The 19084-nt window shown below is 55.4% G+C and carries 13 protein-coding genes; 8 read left to right on the top strand and 5 right to left on the bottom strand.

The genetic code is table 11. The annotated features are described in order from the left end of the window. The first annotated feature begins 304 nt into the window (after positions 1-304). The 4 genes from SH248x_RS04170 to SH248x_RS04155 all read left to right on the top strand — a co-directional run bounded on the left by SH248x_RS04170 (position 305) and on the right by SH248x_RS04155 (position 5000). The gene (locus tag SH248x_RS04170; RefSeq protein ID WP_459557259.1) at positions 305-1876 is read left to right on the top strand and encodes an Rne/Rng family ribonuclease; all 1572 of its coding nucleotides are present in this window, start codon (positions 305-307) and stop codon (positions 1874-1876) included. A gap of 194 nt (positions 1877-2070) precedes the next feature. Next, on the top strand, positions 2071-2457 hold the full coding sequence (gene rplU / locus SH248x_RS04165) for a large ribosomal subunit protein bL21 (RefSeq protein WP_459557258.1): 387 nt from the start codon (positions 2071-2073) through the stop codon (positions 2455-2457). A 274-nt stretch (positions 2458-2731) separates the two neighbouring features. After that, a complete protein-coding gene (locus SH248x_RS04160) occupies positions 2732-3922 on the top strand; it encodes a ribonuclease D (RefSeq protein WP_459557257.1) in 1191 nt (396 codons plus the stop codon). A gap of 271 nt (positions 3923-4193) precedes the next feature. Beyond that, entirely contained in the window at positions 4194-5000 is an 807-nt protein-coding gene (locus SH248x_RS04155) for a hypothetical protein (RefSeq protein ID WP_459557256.1), read from the top strand. Between the two features lie 111 nt (positions 5001-5111). On the opposite strand, the gene SH248x_RS04150 is transcribed toward SH248x_RS04155, so the two are convergent. From SH248x_RS04150 to SH248x_RS04135, 4 genes are all read right to left on the bottom strand, one after another. After that, on the bottom strand, positions 5112-6197 hold the full coding sequence (locus tag SH248x_RS04150) for a PfkB family carbohydrate kinase (RefSeq protein WP_459557255.1): 1086 nt from the start codon (positions 6195-6197) through the stop codon (positions 5112-5114). Positions 6198-6342: 145 nt separating this feature from the next. Continuing rightward, positions 6343-7158 carry an SDR family oxidoreductase gene (locus tag SH248x_RS04145; protein ID WP_459557254.1) on the bottom strand — a complete coding sequence of 272 codons (816 nt, stop codon included), beginning with the start codon at positions 7156-7158 and terminating at the stop codon, positions 6343-6345. 114 nt (positions 7159-7272) lie between these two features. Next, on the bottom strand, positions 7273-7680 hold the full coding sequence (locus SH248x_RS04140) for a DUF4345 family protein (RefSeq protein WP_459557253.1): 408 nt from the start codon (positions 7678-7680) through the stop codon (positions 7273-7275). Positions 7681-7855: 175 nt separating this feature from the next. After that, complete coding sequence (locus SH248x_RS04135; RefSeq protein ID WP_459557252.1) at positions 7856-10243, bottom strand: choice-of-anchor Q domain-containing protein; 2388 nt, start codon at positions 10241-10243, stop codon at positions 7856-7858. 581 nt (positions 10244-10824) lie between these two features. Here SH248x_RS04135 and SH248x_RS04130 point away from each other — a divergent pair. The 4 genes from SH248x_RS04130 (at position 10825) to SH248x_RS04115 (ending at position 14235) form a co-directional block, all read left to right on the top strand. Beyond that, a complete protein-coding gene (locus SH248x_RS04130) occupies positions 10825-11277 on the top strand; it encodes a YkgJ family cysteine cluster protein (protein WP_459557251.1) in 453 nt (150 codons plus the stop codon). Positions 11278-11367: 90 nt separating this feature from the next. Further along, on the top strand, positions 11368-12696 hold the full coding sequence (hisS, locus tag SH248x_RS04125) for a histidine--tRNA ligase (RefSeq protein ID WP_459557250.1): 1329 nt from the start codon (positions 11368-11370) through the stop codon (positions 12694-12696). A 24-nt stretch (positions 12697-12720) separates the two neighbouring features. Continuing rightward, entirely contained in the window at positions 12721-13068 is a 348-nt protein-coding gene (locus SH248x_RS04120; RefSeq protein ID WP_459557249.1) for a hypothetical protein, read from the top strand. Positions 13069-13128: 60 nt separating this feature from the next. Then, positions 13129-14235, top strand: a complete 1107-nt coding sequence (locus SH248x_RS04115) for a cellulase family glycosylhydrolase (protein WP_459557248.1) — start codon at positions 13129-13131, stop codon at positions 14233-14235. 269 nt (positions 14236-14504) lie between these two features. On the opposite strand, the gene SH248x_RS04110 is transcribed toward SH248x_RS04115, so the two are convergent. Beyond that, complete coding sequence (locus tag SH248x_RS04110) at positions 14505-18956, bottom strand: PVC-type heme-binding CxxCH protein (RefSeq protein WP_459557247.1); 4452 nt, start codon at positions 18954-18956, stop codon at positions 14505-14507. Between the last annotated feature and the right edge of the window lie 128 nt (positions 18957-19084).

The raw sequence follows: 19084 nt of genomic DNA, 5'->3' as shown, positions 1-19084 counted from the left end.
GGAGAGACCTCACACAGTTCAAGAGAGGCCCGCTCGGTGTGGATCAGAATCGACTGGCGATGACGCATTACGCGTGGCCAGACTATCGCGGAAATGTGTCATGCGAGGGAACTGATTGCTAACGCGAAATTGAAGTAGCGTGCCGACCACGTCTTTATTCGGGTCAATTCTCGTGATGAATTTGTCTTCCCCACACGAACTTCGTGCTGACGGATGATGATTGCGCACGGACCTCAGACGGTCTGCCGAAATTGAATTGCCGGGACATCGCCACGCCGCGACATGCGGTATGAAAGGTCCCGTTATGAAAAAGGAAATGCTCGTTAACGTTCTCCAACCGGAAGAAAGCCGGATTGCGATCGTGGAGAACGGAGTGCTCGAAGAGCTTTACGTCGAGCGAAACAGCCAGGAAAGCTACGTCGGCAACATCTATAAGGGTGTCGTCGTCAACATCGAGTCGAGTATCCAGGCGGCGTTTGTCGACTTCGGAGTCGGTCGCAATGGCTTCCTGCACATCAGCGATGTGGAAGCTCACTATTTCAAACACGTCTCTCGTCCGGATCGCGGTGGCGGGGATGATGATCGTCGACGTGGTCGTGGACGTCCGCGTCCAGGGTCAGAGCGGTCGGTTGCTAATAAGCCGTCGATTCAGGAAGTCTTCAAGCGTGGCAGCGAAGTCCTGGTGCAGGTCATCAAGGACGGGATTGGTAACAAGGGCCCGACCCTTTCAACATACATCAGTATTCCAGGTCGTTACCTTGTGCTGATGCCAGCGCTTGGACGCGTCGGGGTTTCTCGCAAGATTCAGGATGACGAAGCACGACGACGTCTGCGGGTCATCATGCAGGAGATTCAGCCTCCTCCGGGACTGGGTTTCATCGTGCGAACAGCTGGTATTGATCGCAGCAAAGTCGAACTGCAACGCGATTTGAATTACCTGCTGCGTTTGTGGAAGGTTATCGCGAAGCGGGTCTCCAAGACGAGTGCTCCGATCGACATCTACGAAGAGAGCGACATGATGACTCGTACCATCCGCGATGTGTACGACAATGAGATCGATGCGGTCTGGATTGATGAGCCAGAGGCGTATAAGCGGGCTGTCGAGTTCGTCAAGAACGTGCTGCCCAAGCAAGTCGGTCGCATCAAGTTCTATGAAGAAAAAGATCCGCTGTTCCATCATTACGGCATCGAGAAAGAGATCGAGAAGATCCAGACTCGTTATGTGCCGCTGGAAAAGGGTGGCTCGCTGGTTATTGATCAGACGGAAGCTCTCGTCGCGATTGACGTCAACTCGGGGACATTCCGCGTTGATAACAATGCCGAAGAGACGGCTTACCAGATGAACCTGAAAGCCGCGGAGGCGATTGCTCGCCAGCTGCGTCTGCGGGATCTAGGGGGCGTGATTGTCAACGACTTCATCGATATGAAGGACGAACGACATCGTCGTGGGGTCGAGACGGCCTTCCGAAATGCTCTCAAACGAGACCGGGCTCGGATCAAGATTCTGCGCATCAGCCCGTTCGGACTGATCGAGATGACCCGTCAGCGGATTCGTCCGTCACTGCGTCGCAGCATCTATGAGGACTGCCCATGCTGCCGCGGGACCGGGATCGTGAAGACAGCTGAGTCGGTCTCCATCGAAGTCATGCGCAAGCTGCAGTCAGCTGCGAGCTATGCGGGGGTTGTGAAGATCTCGGCCCAGGTGCACCAGCGTGTCGGGAACTTCCTGGCGAACCGTAAGCGTAAGACGATTATGGAACTGGAAGATTCGTCTAAGGTCACGATCATGTTCGAGTCTCGAAATGATGTTGGTCTGGAGCATCTGGTGATCGAGTGTTTTGATAAGGATGGTGCGCCGAAGAAGCACCTTGATTGACGATATCGACCGATCCAATCCGGGCCGGGAATTCTCCCGGTCCGGGTGTGGATGGTGTCAGAGTGTGGGCGAGGTGTTGAAAATCGTCCACCAGTTGTGCCGTTTGCCTCGCAAGAGGGCGAAATTTCGCTATAATGGCCGACTTCCAAAGTTTCCACTGAGTGTCTCCGTTTATCTAAGTACTTGGGTGTAGCATGTTTGCGATCATTGCCGCGAGTGGCCGTCAGATTCGCGTTTCTCCGAACGAACTCGTCCGTATCGACTTCGAAGGGGACGATTCGGTCACCAGCCTGACATTCGAAGACGTTCTGCTGGCTACCAACGACGGCAAATCTGTCATCGGTAAGCCAGTTATCAGCGGAGCCAAAGTGGCTGCTGAGATCGTCCGACGCGAAGAGAAGGGCCCGAAGCTCGAAATCGGCAAGATGCGTCGACGCAAGAACTTCCGCAAGCACACTGGTCACCGTCAAAAATACACGGCGATCCGCATTCTCTCGATCGATGTCCCAGGTCTGGGCAAGTTCGAGCCAATCGCCAGCGCTGACAAGATTGCCGACATGGCAACTGCTGCCAACGCCTAGTTGAAGCAGCCTTGAGCAGACCTCTGCTAAAGCATGACGCTCTCGTCGCGCGATGAGTTTAAGAACCCGGGTTGATGCCCGGGTTTTTTCATGCGCGGTCTCTGCGAGGAAATGCCTGTTTTCTGCGTCTGAACCGGGTGGCTGTTAGTGGTCAATAATGTAGACAACTCGTATTATGTGAGTGTGAAAGCACATCATTGACCGACGATTGTTGGTTTAAAAGTTACGAGGATGGTGGGATCCAAAGTCCTCGGGTGTCAGAAAGTATCCACGGATGTCGAGCGAGATTATCGAGCAGCAGGAGGCGTTTGAAGACCTGTGTGCTCATATCCGAGAGGTCGGAAAAGTTGCCTTTGATACCGAATTCGTCTCGGAATTCACACTGCACCCGCAACTGTGCTTAATGCAGTTTGCGACGAAAGATCGTCAGACGTCTGTCGACCCTTTCCTCGTGAAAGACCTCTCCTCCTGGTGGCAGATCATGGGGGATGAATCGATTGAAGTCATCATCCACGGCGGTCGCGAAGAGCTGAAGTTCTGCCATCATCTGGGGAAGATTGTGCCCCGGAATGTGTTTGATGTGCAGTTGGCAGAGGGGCTGCTGGGCAAAGGGTATCCGCTGTCGCATGCGAACCTGTGTCGACGGGTTCTTGGACAGGTGATTCATGGCGAGCAGACGCGAACTGACTGGCGGGCTCGGCCGCTGTCGGCACGTCAGATTGAATATGCTGTGGAGGATGTGCAGTATCTGCTTGAGATTCATCGTCGTCAGTTGAAGCGATTGGAGAAGAAGAAGCGTTCTGACTGGATGACGGCTGAGATGGACCGGATGGTCTATGAAGTGACGCGTGATGACTCGGAAGACCGCTGGCGCAAGCTGCCGGGTGTGAGCCGGTTGAATCGCAAGGCGATGCATGTGGCGCGGGAACTGTTTCGCTGGCGGATGGAAGAAGCAGAAAAACTGGATCGTCCTCCCCGACGTATTCTGCGTGACGACCTGCTGATTGACCTGGCGAAGCGACAGCCGAAGAACGTCAAGGACGTCACCGCGACACGCGGGATGGAGCAATCGGGGATCAAGAACTATGCCCTCGCGCTGCTTCAGGTCATGAAAGACGCTATGAAGGCGCCGGACGATGAATGGCCAACACCGGAAGTCGACGATAATGACTTCAAGGCCGAAGAACATGTGCTGGGCAAACTGCTAGGAGTTGCCCTCGCGAATCAGTGTGCGGCTCAGGAAGTCTCGCTGACGCTTGTCTGCAGTCACACAGATCTGCGGGACTTTGTCCGCTGGTATCAGAACGGGGCGGGTGAAGATCGTCCGAAACTGGCTGAAGGTTGGCGGGCTGAGATTTGCGGGAACTTCATGACGGATCTTCTAGATGGGAAGATCTCGTTGCGGGTCGCGGATCCGAATTCGGATCATCCGCTGGTGTTTGAGGATTATCGGGCTCACGGGTAGGCCTGAAAACGGTGTCATGTTCATAGCTTTGGGTGAGCATGCGCCTTCGTGTGAAACTTTACGTCCAGAACTTCTGCAAGAGCATGCGGAACTCAATTCAGAGTTTGCCGCGAAGTTGATTGCTGCCCCCGCTTCTGCGGAGAATATCACCGCTCATCTGCAATAATTTTACGAGCGATAACGGACATGCACTGAAGGCCCAAACCGATCAGAGTTCGCATCTGGTTCAAGTATTTATTACGACAGTCGTCATCTTAGATTTGTGTGTGATATGACCAAAAACATAGATCTCAAGAACCACCTTGCACTGATTAAAACACAGGATGGTGAGAAGCGATGGAATTCAATCTTCTCACTCGCAAACCATGCAACAAATGAGCTATTTGCAATTACGATCGAGTATTCATCGTCTTCCCTTTCCATTGACAGAATACTATCAGCGGATGTGCTAGGACGACTCGGCGATTGCGATCTGGCTACTTCAAAAGGGCGTCCTCTGGGAGAAGCATCTTTAGCAGCTCTTTTGGGAATGCTTTCTGTCGAGAAAGATACCAAAGTGACCTTAAGTATCATCACTGCATTGCAGCATCACCATCACCACAAAATCATCGGCAGCGTTGTTCCATTCAAGAACTCATGTTCTGCGGATATACGTCGAGCTGTCGCACTCGCCATCACCGGTTATGTGGATCCTCTTGCAATCGATACGCTTCTTGAATTATCGAAGGACGCTGATGTTCAAACGCGAAACTGGTCTGTGTTCGCCATTAGCCAGCAGATCGAAACTTCGTCGACGGAAATCATCGAGTGTTTACGCAATGCTTGTAACGACGAAAATGATGAAGTCAGAGCTGAAGGACTTTACGGTCTGGCAATCAGAAATGATTCACAGTTTGCAAGGCTGGCGCTATCAGTTCTGGAACAAGACTGGGTGCATAAATTAGCAATTCAAGCAATCATCAAACGCCCTGTCTCAATCGTGAAAGAGCGGTTAACGGAGCTGCTGGCTTGTTCCGACGACGATGCGATGAGTAATTTGCTACTTCAAGCAATCTCGAAATGTGACATGGACAATTAGTTGCATCGGCACCGTTCCGCGCAAAAACCCACGAGAATCCGGTCAGTCATTCGGCGCATGAAAAAACCCCCGGTGGGCGCCGGGGGTTTCGTTCAATCAACTACGGGTTGACTAGCGTTGGACGCGAGCGGTGCCGCCTTTGGCGAGTTGTTCGACTTCTGGGAGTTTGGCCATGGTGACGTCGCCGGTGAAGGTTGTCAGGAGGGCGCCGTGAGCCCAGCCGAGGCGGAGGGCGTCTTCTGGCTTGCGGCCGTTGATCAGGCCGTAGATCAGACCAGCTGCGAAGCCGTCGCCGCCGCCGATGCGGCAGATGACGTCGAGTTCCATGGTGGGGCTGACGTAGCGGTTGCCTTCGTGCCACAGGACGGCACCCCAGTTGTGTCGGTTGGTGGACTTCACTTCACGCAGAGTCGTGCCGACGGCTTTGATGTTCGGGAAGGTTTCACGGACCTTGTCGATCATCTCGAAGAAGGCGTTCGGATCGAGTTCGGACTTGTGCTCGACGTTCTGGCCGGTGATGCCCAGAGACTTCTGCAGGTCTTCTTCGTTGCCGATGAGGACGTCGACGTGTTCGACGATCTTGCGGACCTGCTCCTGGCCTTTGGCTTCTCCGCCGAGGGTGGCCCAGAGTTTCGCACGGTAGTTGAGATCAAAGGAGGTGACGGCGCCAGCGGCTTTGGCAGCCTTCATCCCTTCGATGATGAGTTCTGAGGTTGTCGAAGACAGAGCGGCGAAGATCCCGCCTGAGTGGAACCAGCGGACGCCTGAATCGAAGATGGTCTTCCAGTCGAAGTCGCCTGGTTTGAGCATCGCACCGGCTTCGTTGGCACGGTTGTAGAAGACGACGGGGGCACGGACGCCGGCACCGCGATCACTGTAAACGGCGGCGATGTTTGGTCCGCGGACGCCATCGTGTTCGAACCACTTGTAGATCGGCTTGACGCCCATTTCACGGACGCGGCCTTGGACGAGTTCGCCGATGCCGTAGTTGACCATGGCGGTGCAGATACCGGTATTCAGGCCGAAGCAGTCCGACAGGTTGGCAGCGACGTTGTACTCACCACCAGAGACGTGGATCTCGACGGTGCGGGCTTTGCGGAACGGGATCGTGCCAGGATCGAGGCGGTGCACGAGTGAACCGAGCGACAGGAAGTCGTAGGCGGCGTTGCCGGAGGGGATGACGAGTTTAGCTGACATGGAAAGGGTCCTTGGAGGGTCGTAATTAGGAATTGGGAATTGGTAATTAGTAATTGGTCGGAAGGGGAATGGTGCGTCGTGCGTACTCTTAGCGTTTGAGTCGCCTGGTACGCAAGGGACAGGGGGTTGACACCCCCCGCTCGCCTCAGATGGTCATGGAGGAGAAGCCGCCGTCGACGACGATGTTTTGGCCGGTGACGAAGGAGGCGGCTTTGTTCGAGGCCAGCCAGATGGTGGCGCCGGCGAGTTCTTCGACGTCGCCGAAGCGGTTCATCGGGGTGTGACCGACGATCTGCTTGCCACGATCGCTGTAACTGCCGTCTTCTTTGAAGAGGAGACCGCGGTTTTGTTCGGCAGGGAAAAAGCCAGGGCTGATCGCGTTGACGCGGACGTTGGCGGGAGCCCACTCACGGGCGAGGAATTGGGTGAGGTTGATGACCGCGGCTTTGGCAGCGGCATAGGCGACGACGCGGGAGAGAGGCGTCATGCCAGCCATGGAGGCGATGTTGATGATGTTTCCTTTTTTCGCGTTGACCATGGCTTCCCCGAAGACTTGGCAGGGGAGGAACGCTCCGCCGACGAGGTTGAGGTCAAAGACGGTGTCCCAGGCGCCGCGTGGGATCTTGCAGAAGTCGTCGCCGGGTTTAAGGGTGGCTTCGGGTTTATTGCCACCGGCGGCGTTGACGAGGATGGTCGGAGCGCCGACTTTCTCTTGGATGGCTTTGCGGGCATCGATCAGTGATTCGATTTTGACAGCGTCCGTGGCCTGGAAATGGGCTTTGCCGCCATTGGCCTGGATCTCTTTGACCTTGGCCATGCCGTTTTCTTCGTTACGTCCCATGACGACAACGTGAGCACCGTAGGCGGCGAGTGCGTCGCACATCAAGCCGCCGATTGAGCCGGTGCCGCCGATGACGGCCGCGACTTCGCCCGAGAGATCAAACAGGTTTTTCAGGTCCATAGTCGAGATCAGTTCCGATTGAGCGCATAACAGGACTTACCAGTTCGCATCTTAATCAGTGGATCTGTTGCTGTCATCTCCAAACGGACGGGCGTTGTCGCGGTTTGAAAAAATTTATCGGCGAGATGTCACGTTGGGTGAGGTCTCGACGTGATACATCCGGGCGTTGATGGTCATGATGACCCCGAACGTCTCCAGAATGACCAGCATCCAGATCAGGGGGTTGTGGCAGCCATGTGTGTAGATTCCGTACACGTGGCCGACAAACAATCCTGAGAGGATGAAGAAGGTCGTCTCGAGAGCGAGGACCATCTGAGCAGGTCGGCTGCTGATGACCATCAGATACGCTCCCAAAGCCAGCATCAATCCGCCGTGGACCGCCTGGAACTCCACCAGTCCGCCCGAAGAGAGAGTGGCCAGGCCAAAACCGTGAGCCATGTTTTCCGGGGCCAGCAGACAAGGGATGGCCAGCGCGATTAAAAACAATCCTGTTGTTGTGATGATGATTCTTGAGAGGTGCATGTTCGGACTCCTTTGGCAGGGGTGCATTTCGTCAGTTTGAAATGCTCGCCCGTCATCATCTTATACGCAGAATCAGGCCATCTGGATCAAATAATTCCCACGTTAGAAACGAAAACGAGCGTCTTGAGTGAGACACTCAAGACGCTCGCGGAGTTCGATTCATGCGAAATATAGATTAGGCCAGGTCGATGTATTCATAGGCACCGATGTCGACTGTGCCACCGACGTAACGTGCAGAGCCGCGTTGATCGCGGGTCAGGGCGATCCCGTTTTCGTCGACAGCCAGGGCATTGCTGCCAGCGTCAACGGCTGGACCTTTTCGCTTGAGGGCATGAGTGGAGGTTGGACCGCCGTTGTTCTTCAACGTTGTGTCGATCACACTTCCGATCAAGATCTGGCCGCTGCCCCCATTGCCGATTTGGTTCCCCTGGCGGTTGTTTCGCAGGTTACCAGCGGAACGAGAGTCAGAGACGATATTGAAACTGGAGTTGGCGTTGAGCCATCCGACGATGTCGTCGTCCGAGTTCTCTTCGCCTTTGTTGCCACCGACGATGGAGTTGTTCATCAGTGTGTCAGAGCCTGTGAAGGCATAGATACCGCCCGCATAGCCTTCGTTGAGGACGATGGTCGAGTTGGTGATATCCATGTCGGCGTAGTTGGCGATTCCGCCGCCCGTGCGAGCTTTGTTGCTGGAGATCGTCGCATTGACGACGTTCATTTCTCCGTCGAGGTTGGCCAGACCACCGCCGGCATTGGCAAAGTTGTGATTGACGGTTGAATTCTTCAATGTCACGACACCGCCATTGCTGTGAATACCACCACCGGCACCGAAGCGACCCGAGGCACGGTTCCCAGCGATCGTTGTCTGATTGATCACCGTATTTCCACCGTTGTTGAAGATACCACCACCACCATCATCAGCGGCAGTGCCCTGAGCGATGTTGTTGACGATCCGTGCATTGTTGACGTTCATCGTTGAGCCAGCATCGTTCCATAGTCCACCCCCTTCACGTGCAGCGAAGTTGTTCTGGACAACACCGCCGTTGAGTGTGACGGTTGAACCCGCTCCGGTGACGTGAAGGGCTCCGCCGTTACCTGGCAGGCCAGCTGCACGGTTCCCAGACGCTGCAGTTGCTCCACCTTGTGTGACATTATTGAGAACAACAGTGGCTGCTGCTGCGACTTCGATCGCTCCGCCTGCTCGAGAGGATGTATTGCTGGTGAAAGTCGTCCCGGAGATGTTGACTGTTCCGCCGAGAGTGAAGAGCCCGCCGCCTGATCCCCCTGTTCCCGTTGCGTCGTTCGCAGTGATGATTCCGTTGACAATGTTCGTCGTTCCGCCGTTATTGAAAACTCCCCCTCCACCATCATCGGCTGCCGAACCAGCTGCTTTGTTGTTCGCGATATAGACGTCATTGAGAGTCAGAGTTGAGCCAGCATCGTTCCAGAGTCCTCCCCCTTCACGGCTGGCGGTGTTGTTTTCAACAGAGCCGCCGTTGAAGACGACATTTGAGCCGGCTCCGGTAATGTGCAACCCGCCGCCATTACCAGGATTTGATCCGGCAAAGTTTCCCTCGCCTGCGATTGTGCTTCCGAGCAGCGAATCGTTGACGGTCAGAGTGGCGCCGGTCGCGGCTTCGATGGCTCCTCCTGCACGAGATGCGAAGTTGTCAGAGAGTTCTGAGTCGTTGATGGTTGTGGTTCCACCATTGACGAATAGCGCTCCGCCGCTTCCAGAGACTCCAGATGCGCCATTGTCTGTGAGCAGAGAGGATGTGAGGGTCAACTGGCCAAGGTTATTATAAATTGCCCCACCGCCATTGATCGCGGCTGCTCCGAAAGCCCGGTTATTTTCCAATGTAGAATTGTTGACCTGGACAGTGCCAGTGTTACCAACATAGATTCCGCCGCCAGAGATGGTCGCAGATCCATCGGCGATAACAGTATTTTCAAGGATGGTTGTTCCGAAGAAGGCAGCGATCGCACCACCGTAATTTGCGTCATTGGAAATCAGATCCGAGTTGGCAACGGTCAGCTGTCCAGATCCATTCTTGAGGATTGCTCCCCCGTTACTCAGCAGGAAGCTGCCGTTTTCCAGCGATAATCCGTCGAGTGTCACATTCTCAGCCGAGTTGACGTTGAAGATGCGACTCGTGTCATTGGCGTCGATGATGACATTTCCCAGTGTGCCGGTGATTGTCAGATCGTCGGTGATGGAGAGTTCACCCGCCATCAGGTCGATCGTTGTGCCCGCTGTGAAGACTGAGGCGTCGAATGTGATCGAATCGCCGTTGGCGCCACCTGCGACGGCATCTCCCACGGCGGCGTTGGTATCAGCTGCCAGGATCGCTTCACGGAGACTGACCAGCCCGTCATTAGCGACCACGTCGGCTGTCGTGTTGACGACATAGGCGCTCAGAAGGATACGGTCTTCGAGGGCTTGAGAAGGCAGGCTGCCGTAATGACGAGAGCGTCTTTGGCGTGAGACTTTGACGCGGCGGTCAGCCGAGCGGTTTGAGAAGGGACGGAGCAGTTGAGTGAAATTCATCACAGGTCGGATCATTGTGGCGAGTCCTTGTTGTTCAGGTGGTTCGTCACGCTACGTCATCCGTTTGCTTTTCCGTCCGAAGACAGACAGAGCCTACGCCAGGTCTCACGAAGACTGGGTTTATCAATATGATCATGGGATGCGAGCGCGTCATTCCGATAGGAGGTTAGGGTGAAACAACTGTTGTGCCGCGTCGTTACAAACCTCCCAAATTGCATAATCGACCAGTTCAATTGAACACGTTTCGGATGACCTCGCATCAGTGCATCAAAATGCTACAGAATGAATGGGCGATCAGAGAGCAAAGGACCTGTTGGCTCTGGCAGCAGAATGACATCCCATTGAGTATGTTGACTGCTGAGAACGCATGCGATACGCGCTGTCGTAATTTTTAAGTCGTTGCCATCCATGAAATTGAATTCATGAAACGCCCCTGCCCTTGAGGCCCGCATGGGGCCAAACAAGATGACCGGCGACTGCTAATGGCAGCAGGCAAAACGGTTCCGATGGGCGGCTCGTTTACATTGAGTTGGGGATCGATTACGCTTCGGATTTGGTAATTATCCCGGCGGGAAGCTGGTTTCAAGGAGCGGGCGATGATCGTCGAAGTCAGGCCTCCCAGGCAGTTCAAGCGAGAAGATTTGAAGCCGGGCGAGAATCTGTGCACGTACTGCACTGGGAAATGTTGTCGGTATTTTGCATTGCCGATTGAGACGCCGACGACTCGCAAGGATTTTGACCACATGCGCTGGTACATGCTGCATGGGCGAGTGTCGTTCTTCGTCGACCAGGGGACATGGTTCCTGATGGTCCACAACGACTGCCGGGAGCTGATGCCCGACAACCGCTGCGGCATCTATCAGACTCGTCCACAGATCTGCCGGACTTACACCACCGATAACTGCGAGTACGACGACAAGACCTGTTACGACCAGTTTTTCGAGACGCCTGAGCAGATTGAAGAGTATGCGGACCTGGTGTTGAACTGGGGGAAGAAAAAGAAGAAATCTGTCGAGAAGAGTGGTGTTGTGTCGCTACCTGTGGTGTGAGATTGTGTCGGAAATGTAAGTCGATTTGGTGCGGTTCGCGGAGCCTCACCAGCACCCTACATTGCTATTTAGATTGAGTTTCGAATTTCGATGTCAAACAAACTGATCACTCCCCAGACGCTCAAAGGTTTTCGTGACTATCTGCCGGATGTCATGCTTCAGAAAGAGAAGCTGATTGAGATTGCGCGGCGGGTTTATCGTAGCTATGGGTTCTCGCCGATTGATACGCCGGCTTTGGAGTACAGCGAGATTCTGCTTGGCAAAGGGAGTGATGAGACCGACAAGCAGATGTTCCGGTTTACTGATAACGGCGATCGGGATGTTTCGCTGCGGTTTGATTTGACGATTCCGTTTGCACGTTTTGCGGCGAAGTATATCGGGGAACTTGGGACGCCGTTTAAGCGTTATCATATTGGAACGGTGTGGCGGGCGGAGAAACCGCAGGCGGGGCGTTATCGGGAATTCATGCAGTGTGATTTCGATATCATTGGGACCGATTCGAATGCGTCGGACATTGAGACGCTGCTGGTGATCAATGATCTGATCGAGCAGTTGGGTGTGGGCGGGTTTACGATTCGGGTGAATCACCGACAGTTGCTCAACGGGATGCTGGAGAAGCAGGGGTTGTTGGAGCACTCGGTCGCGGTGCTTCGTGCCCTGGATAAGCTCGCAAAAATTGGTCCGGACGAAGTTATCAAGGAGATGGGAGTCACTGCGGGGGCGACTGCTGAGAAGGCTCAGCAGATTCTGGAGTTTGCAGGGCTGACAGGGACTCCTGACGAGATGCTCAATCGCTGTGAAGAACTGGTGGCAGGGAACGAGCGAGGGTTGCTAGGGATCGCGAATCTGCGAGAACTGTTCGCGGCTGCCTCGGCTGTTGGATTGCCTGCCGGGCGAGTGAAGCTGGATCTTTCTATCGCGCGTGGTCTTGATTATTACACGGGAACCATCTTCGAGACCTTCCTGGATGCGCTGCCGAAGATTGGATCGGTTTGTTCGGGGGGGCGTTATGACAACCTCGCCGAACTGTTTACGAAGCAGAAGCTGCCGGGCGTAGGGGCGAGTCTGGGGCTCGACCGACTGCTCGCCGCGATGGAAGAGCTTGGCCAGGCGTCGACATCGCGCACGCCGGCGCCGGTGCTGATCACGCAGTTTGATGCGAAGTTCCTGCCGGAGTATTTGAAGATGAGCCGGGATCTCCGTACTGCGGGGATCGGCGTTGAGGTTTATCCGGAAGCCAAGGGAATCGGCAAGCAGTTCAAATATGCCGATCGGAAGGGCTTTACGATCGTCCTGATCGCGGGGGAGAATGAATTCAACGAGGGCAAGTGGCAGGTGAAGCACCTGGGGAGTGGGAGTCAGCGGGTCGTTGAGTCCGGGCAGTTAGTGAAGGTTGTGGGTGAACTGCTTGGTGGTTGAATTTGTAGAATAGATCGATTCGCAATGGATAGCAAAGAAGCACTGTCTGTCGATCAAGTAATTCAGAATCTGCAATTATTGCGTGGTCGTACGATTCAAGTTTGCGGCCAGTTTATTTACGAGCGTGAACAACATGCGTTAAATCATATTCCGGACGACGAACGTAAGTCGAAGAAAGGATTTCAATCGAGTCTTTGGATTGATACGGATCCAAGATACTTCAAATCCATTTCTATTTTGGACTATGACTTCAATACTCGTCTGGTTGTTGTCGAAGGAGTCTTGGGTGATATAGGACGCGCGGGACACTTTGGCATGTGGCCTGCCAGTATGTTGATCTCGCGTATTTCGTTGCTTAGCGATGAATCTTAATCATCTGTTAATCTGTACGAGTTCATCGCATTTCGTCTGTACCAAACGGGAGAGCCATCCATGTTCTGGAAGTCACTTCTGTCGGCTGTCTTAGTCTCTGTCTTGTCATGCTCTTCGCTTTTGGCAGTGGATCTTAAGCGAATCATCGCTGATGACGATAAGACGCACTTCGTGATCGAGCACACTGACACACGCTTTATTCCCTGGGGGTTCAATTACCTCGGCGTTCATGGGCATCTGGCTGAGGAGGAGTGGCAGACCGATGCGGGGTGGAAGAAAGTCGAAACAGACTTTCGCGAGATGAAGAAGCTTGGGGCGAATGTTGTTCGCTGGCATTTGCAGGTGCCGACATATTTGAAGGGGCCGAAGGAGGCGGATGAGGAGCAGTTGGCGCGTCTTGTGAAGCTGTTGGATCTGGCGGGGGAGGTGGGTGTTTATCTCGATCTGACCGGGCTCAATTGTTATCGGCTGGCGAACAGTCCGAAGTGGTATGACGAACTCAGCGAGAAAGAACGCTGGGAAGTGCAGGCGTTTTTCTGGGCGACAATTGCGAAGGCGTGTGCGGGGCGTGCGGAGGTTTTTTGTTATGACCTGATGAATGAACCGGTCATCGTTGCCGCCAAGCCCGGGGAGCATTCGTGGTTAGGTGGTGAGTTGGGCGGGTTTCACTTTGTGCAGCGGTTGATTCGTGATCCGGCGGGGCGAGAGCAGGTGTATATCGCCAAAGCGTGGTCGGAGAAGATGGTCGCTGCGATACGTACGCATGACCAGAAGACGCTGGTGACGGTGGGCGTCATTCCCTGGGCGTTTGTGTGGCCGACGGCGAAGCCTGTTTTCTATGCGCCGGAGGTGAAGGGGAATTTTGATTTCGTCAGTATTCACGTCTATCCGACGAGCGGGAAGCAGGACGCGGACCTGAAGGCACTTGATGCCTATCGAGTGGGGCTGCCGCTGGTGATTGAGGAGACGTTTCCGCTGAGTTGTTCGCAGGAGGAGTTTGAAGCGTATCTGGTGAAAGCGGGGCCGAAGGTGAATGGATGGGTGAGTCATTACTTCGGAGCGACGATTGAGGAGCATCGCGCGGGAGCGGAGCCGGCGGGGGCGTTGGTGGCGAGGTTTTTGGAGTCTTGGGCGGGGGTGAAGCCGGAGGCGGTGACGGTGGAGTAGAGCCGGGAGAGATTGCCTTTGGCGTACTGAGTCATTGGGCGCGAATTGTTGCCTAGAGCCCACCCTCATCCGTCGGCACTGTGTTTTGTAAACACCTGAGGTGTTGTGCCGCCACCTTTCCTGAAGATGACTACCGCGTCGCCCTTAATCTCGCCTTATCGGCGAGCGGGCTCCTTGCTTCCACCTCAAGGGAGAAGGGACGGAACGCAAAAAGTCGCGACATTCTTGTGAATATCGCGACTTCTTTTGCGTTTGAAGTTATCGTCGTCTTACTGGTTCATTTCCAGGGTGACGGCCATCACGATGGGGCAGGAAGGGCCGCTGGCTTTGCGGAATTCGAGCTTGGTGATGACGTCGGTTTTCTTGGGCTGGATCGAGAGGTAACGCATTTGGGCGCCCTTCTTGAGTTCAGCGGCGAATTCCGAGCCGGGGACGTCGATCCGACGAATGTAGTCGGAGATGTGGACGCCGTTTTGCAGTGGGTGGTCTTCCGTTGAGCCGTCTGCATAGATGATGCGGACGACCATGACGGTTTCCTTGCCGCCGGTGGCTGGGTAACCCCAACCGGAGATGCCCCCCAGGATATGGATGGTCTTGGCGGGTGCACCGACTTTCATTTCCACATTGCGAGGCATCGTGGGGGCGACTTCGCCGTTGCTGCCCTGGAGCATGATCGCGTTTCTGGCTTCACCGCCTTGTGGGTCGATGAGGTTGAACGGGATCTTCTTGAACATGAAGGTCTTCCAGCTATCGAAGATCAGAGCACCGCTGACGCTGTCGTTCTTGAAGAACATGTCGTGGTGAGTGCTGATCGTGCTGGCCAGACGCATGTCGAGTGGCAGGTACTGACCTTTCTTGGTGAGGAACTCGAGGAGATCGGTGAGTTCCTGCTTGTTCATGCTCTTCTCGAAGCCTTCCGGCATGAGAGACTGGCGTGACTGGACGAGTTCTTCGATCTGATCGCGCTGGATGACCTGGGTCTTGCCGGCGTTGTCGATGACTTCCAGAGTCGTGCGGGATTCGGAGGCGAGCATCCCGGTGAAGACGCGGCCATCCTGATCGAGGATCGTGTACGTGCGGAAGTTGCCTTCGACGTCGCGGTTCGGATCGAGGATGTGGATCAGCAGTTCTTCTTTCGGGTGGACGGCCATACCGGTGAGGTTCGGGCCGATGGCAACTCCGAGGTCGCCGTGCTGGTGACACTTGGCACAATGGGTGTTGAAGAGGACCAGACCGGCTTTGGCGTCGCCTTTGGTCTCTGTGATCGCGTGGAATTCCTCGATGACTTTGGCGCGGTCAGGGTTGGGGAGGCCGCCACCGGCTTTGAGCATCGTGACTGCTCGCTGACGGAGTTGGCGGTCGGGAATGTTGCTGAGGACCTGCTTTTGTTCAATCGAGAGATCGGAGGGAGCGAGTTGGCGTTTCTCGAAGGCATCCAGAAGGCCTGCGATGGCTTCGGAGCGTTTGAGAAGAACGTCGATGGCGCGGGCACGCAGGGCTGGAGAGAAGCTGGGTTGACGTTCGATAAGGATCGTCGGAACCGAGTCTGCACGACTCTTATCAAGGGCTTCGACCAGACCACGTGCAAGGTCTGGGTTCATGCGTGGATTGATTTGTCCGACGACATCTGCGACGACTTTATCCGACAGAGGTTGAAGCTGGATCATGTCGCGAGCGGCTGCCAGTCGTTGGTCGATGTTGCCCGCGTCGTTGGTTAGAATTTCCATGTAGCTGGCAATCATGTCGCCGAGGTAATCGTCGAACATGTTGCTGCCCATTGCTCCGGCCAGTCGGACGAGTGCCGAGCGAGTTGGAGCATCACTTTCTTTGAAAAGAGCTTTCAGCTCGGTCACCGTCGCAGGTTGGAGAGACGCGGTCTGGTTGCGTGGCCAGCCTTCCACGAAGCCTGAAAGGACGAGACCCTTGAGGTCGCCGTTGGCTTTGGTCAGTTCGGTGAGAACCGAATCCATCGCCTGGGCCTGCTTAGGATTGCGGACCAGATTGCGGCTGACGAGTTGAATCAGGTCGCGATACTGGCCGAGGGCGATCTCGACTTTTTCGTCGCTGGACTGGGTGTCTTTGAGGAGTGCCTGCAGGAAATACTGGGCGTTGTTGGCACAGGCCGAGGTTGCGGCATCGCGTTGCCAGCGATCCATGACGAGACCTTTGGTCGTCGTCCAGGCGGCGAGTTTATCGCCGAGGACTTTGTTGGCTGGGACGTCGGCTGCACCTTGGAGAACGGCAAGTTTCACCTGGCCAGAAGATTCTTTGGACCAGTCAAAGCTGGCGATGGCATCTGTTAAGGCAGCAGGGGCTTTGACGAGCGCGAGGTACGCGTTGCGTCGAACACCAGCTGAAGGATGCTGAGTGGCGCTGACGAGAGCTGAGGAGACATCGGAGCTGTCGGGAGAGATCAACCCGAGGCCGTCGAGTGTCCAGATGGCGTGAATCGCCGCTGTATTCAGGCCGATTTCGTCAACCGACTTGTCAGCCAGAAGGGCGAGGAGATCGTTCTTGGCTTCGACATGCTTGCCTTCGATGAGGGCCTGCTGGGCAAGCTTGCGGACGAGCATCGTGGTCGACTTAAGGTCAGTAATGAGTTGGGCGACGCTGGCTTTAGCGATTTTGGGAGGATGGTAGGCGACTTCGGCTTTCTTGTTTTCACCTGTGTAGATCAGGCGGAAGATGCGGCCGTGGGTTTTGTCGCGAAGATCGGTTTCGTAGGCGGCGCCTTTGCCGGTCTGGAAACCCTTGGGAGTTGGATTGTGCTGGACGATGTAGTTGTACCAGTCGATGATCCAGACGTTTCCATCGGGACCGACTTCGGCCACGATCGGGGCGGCCCATTCATCGTCACTGGCGGCCAGATTGAACTCGAGGACCGAGGTGAAATCCGAGCCATTGGGGGTAATCACGAAGGTTCCGACGAGGTGTCCGGTTGGACCGCAGACAAAGCCCGTGCGGTTCCACCAGTCTTTGGGATAATTACGGGCGGTGTAGATGGCGTGTCCGCAACCTGCAGTAAAGCCGCCGTGCTGATCGACTTGACGGATCTTATCGGTGATCGGCTTGAAGAGGTGTGACTCGGCCATACGACGGGCTTGTTGAGCGGCCATGCCGTAGACGCGTTCGTAGTAGCGGTTGGCCAGTGGCATGTAGACGCTGGGATTGCGGTTGGCGGTCGAGCCGAAGATGATGCCTTCTTCAGAGATGCCAATGCCCCAGGTGTTGTTGTCGGTTGAGCGGACGAACTCGAGTTCTTCGACTTTCGGAACGTCGTCCTGGCTGAGTTTGAAGCGGAAAAAGCCCTGGCGGAACGGCGTTGATTTCATGCCGTTGAACTCGGGAGCAGAGTTGTTGTACCCCTGCATCGCCCAGACCCAGTTGTCGAGGCCGTACTGGAAGTTGCTGACGCAACCGTGGGTATCGCCCATGTTCCAGCCGGTGATGATCGTCTTGCGGATGTCGGCTTTGTCGTCGCCGTCGGTGTCTTTGAGGAAGATCGTTTCGCCATCGGCTTGAACGAGGAAGCCGTCTTTCCAGGCGAGGATAGAGGTCGGAATGCTGATGTTCTCGGCGAAGATGGTGAACTTGTCGGCTTTGCCATCGCCATCGGTATCTTCGCAGATCTCGATGCGGTCGCGGCCTTTGTTCTTGAGGGCCTGTTCGTTGGGGTAATCGACGGTTTCGCAGACAGCCAGACGTCCACGGGCATCCCAGCACATGGCGATTGGTTTGGCACCGAGTTGCGGTTCGCTGGCGAAGAGGGCGATTTCAAAGCCATCGGGAACAGAGTAGTGCTTGAGAGATTCTTCAGCCGAGACGGGGCGTTGCATGAGGCTGAGGTTTTCGCCCTGCTCTCCCCAGCGTGCGGAGGGACGATAGTTGGGGATCTTGGCGCCGACATCGTCGTATTCGAACTTCTTGAGGTTCTTGGGAATCTCGGTCATTTGGGGTGCAGTGAAGAGTCCGGGGTCGTTGTAGGGTTCGACGACTGCAACGGGAGTGTTCGCTGACCAGCGGATACCGCGTTCGAGCAGGTTCTGGAAGCCGGGATGATTCCAGGTGCGGAGGTCGTGACCCCAGGCAGTGTAGAAGACGCGTCCTTTGCCGTGAGTGCGGACCCAGGTCCAGGGTTCCTGCTTGTTGCCGTCTGCCTGTTCGCCTTGCTGGCGGTACTCGAGGACGACGCGGTTTTCTGGATTGTGCTTGGTGTGGATGTAGGTTTCGTCCCAGCTCTCGAAGCCGCTGAAGTTCTTGAGGAGCTCGTGGTCGGTGTTGGCGAGGACGGTGCGGAAGGTGCCGGTACCGTGACGCTGGAACTGGCCACCCATCAGCTTGACGACGTCGTCGTTGTTGCGGAAGCAGAAGGAAGCGCAGTGAAGGGGAACGAATCCACCCCCTTCGGCGACGTATTCGAGCAGTGCCTCGGCTTGAGCAGGTTTGATCTCGTCGATGTTGGCGAAGACGACGAGAGCATCGAAGTGGCCGAGGTTGGCTTTGTTGAGGTCATCGGCTTTTTCGGTGTAGACCATGTCGATCCCCTTGGCGGCGAGGACCGGGGCGATGAGGTCTGCTTTTTCAGCTGGTTTGTGGTGACCGCTGTCACCGAGGAAGAGAACGCGGAGGTTCTTGGCGTATAGGGACGAGGTGTTTGGAATGGAAACCAGCGTGATGGCAGCAAGGGCAGCCGACAGCCATCGCAAATGAGTCGTCAACATGGGCGTTATGAACCTCTCAGGCATGCGTATTCAAGTAAGCCGATGCGGAGTTCGCCGCTGGCTGGAGAGCAGTCGTGGACAGCGACAAGTCAGAATGTCGGACACAGAATCACTGTGCCCGCATCGCA

The sequence above is a fragment of the Lacunimicrobium album genome (assembly GCF_052161635.1).
Taxonomy (GTDB): Bacteria; Planctomycetota; Planctomycetia; order Planctomycetales; family Planctomycetaceae; genus SXPC01.
This window is presented reverse-complemented; position numbering and strand designations above follow the sequence as displayed.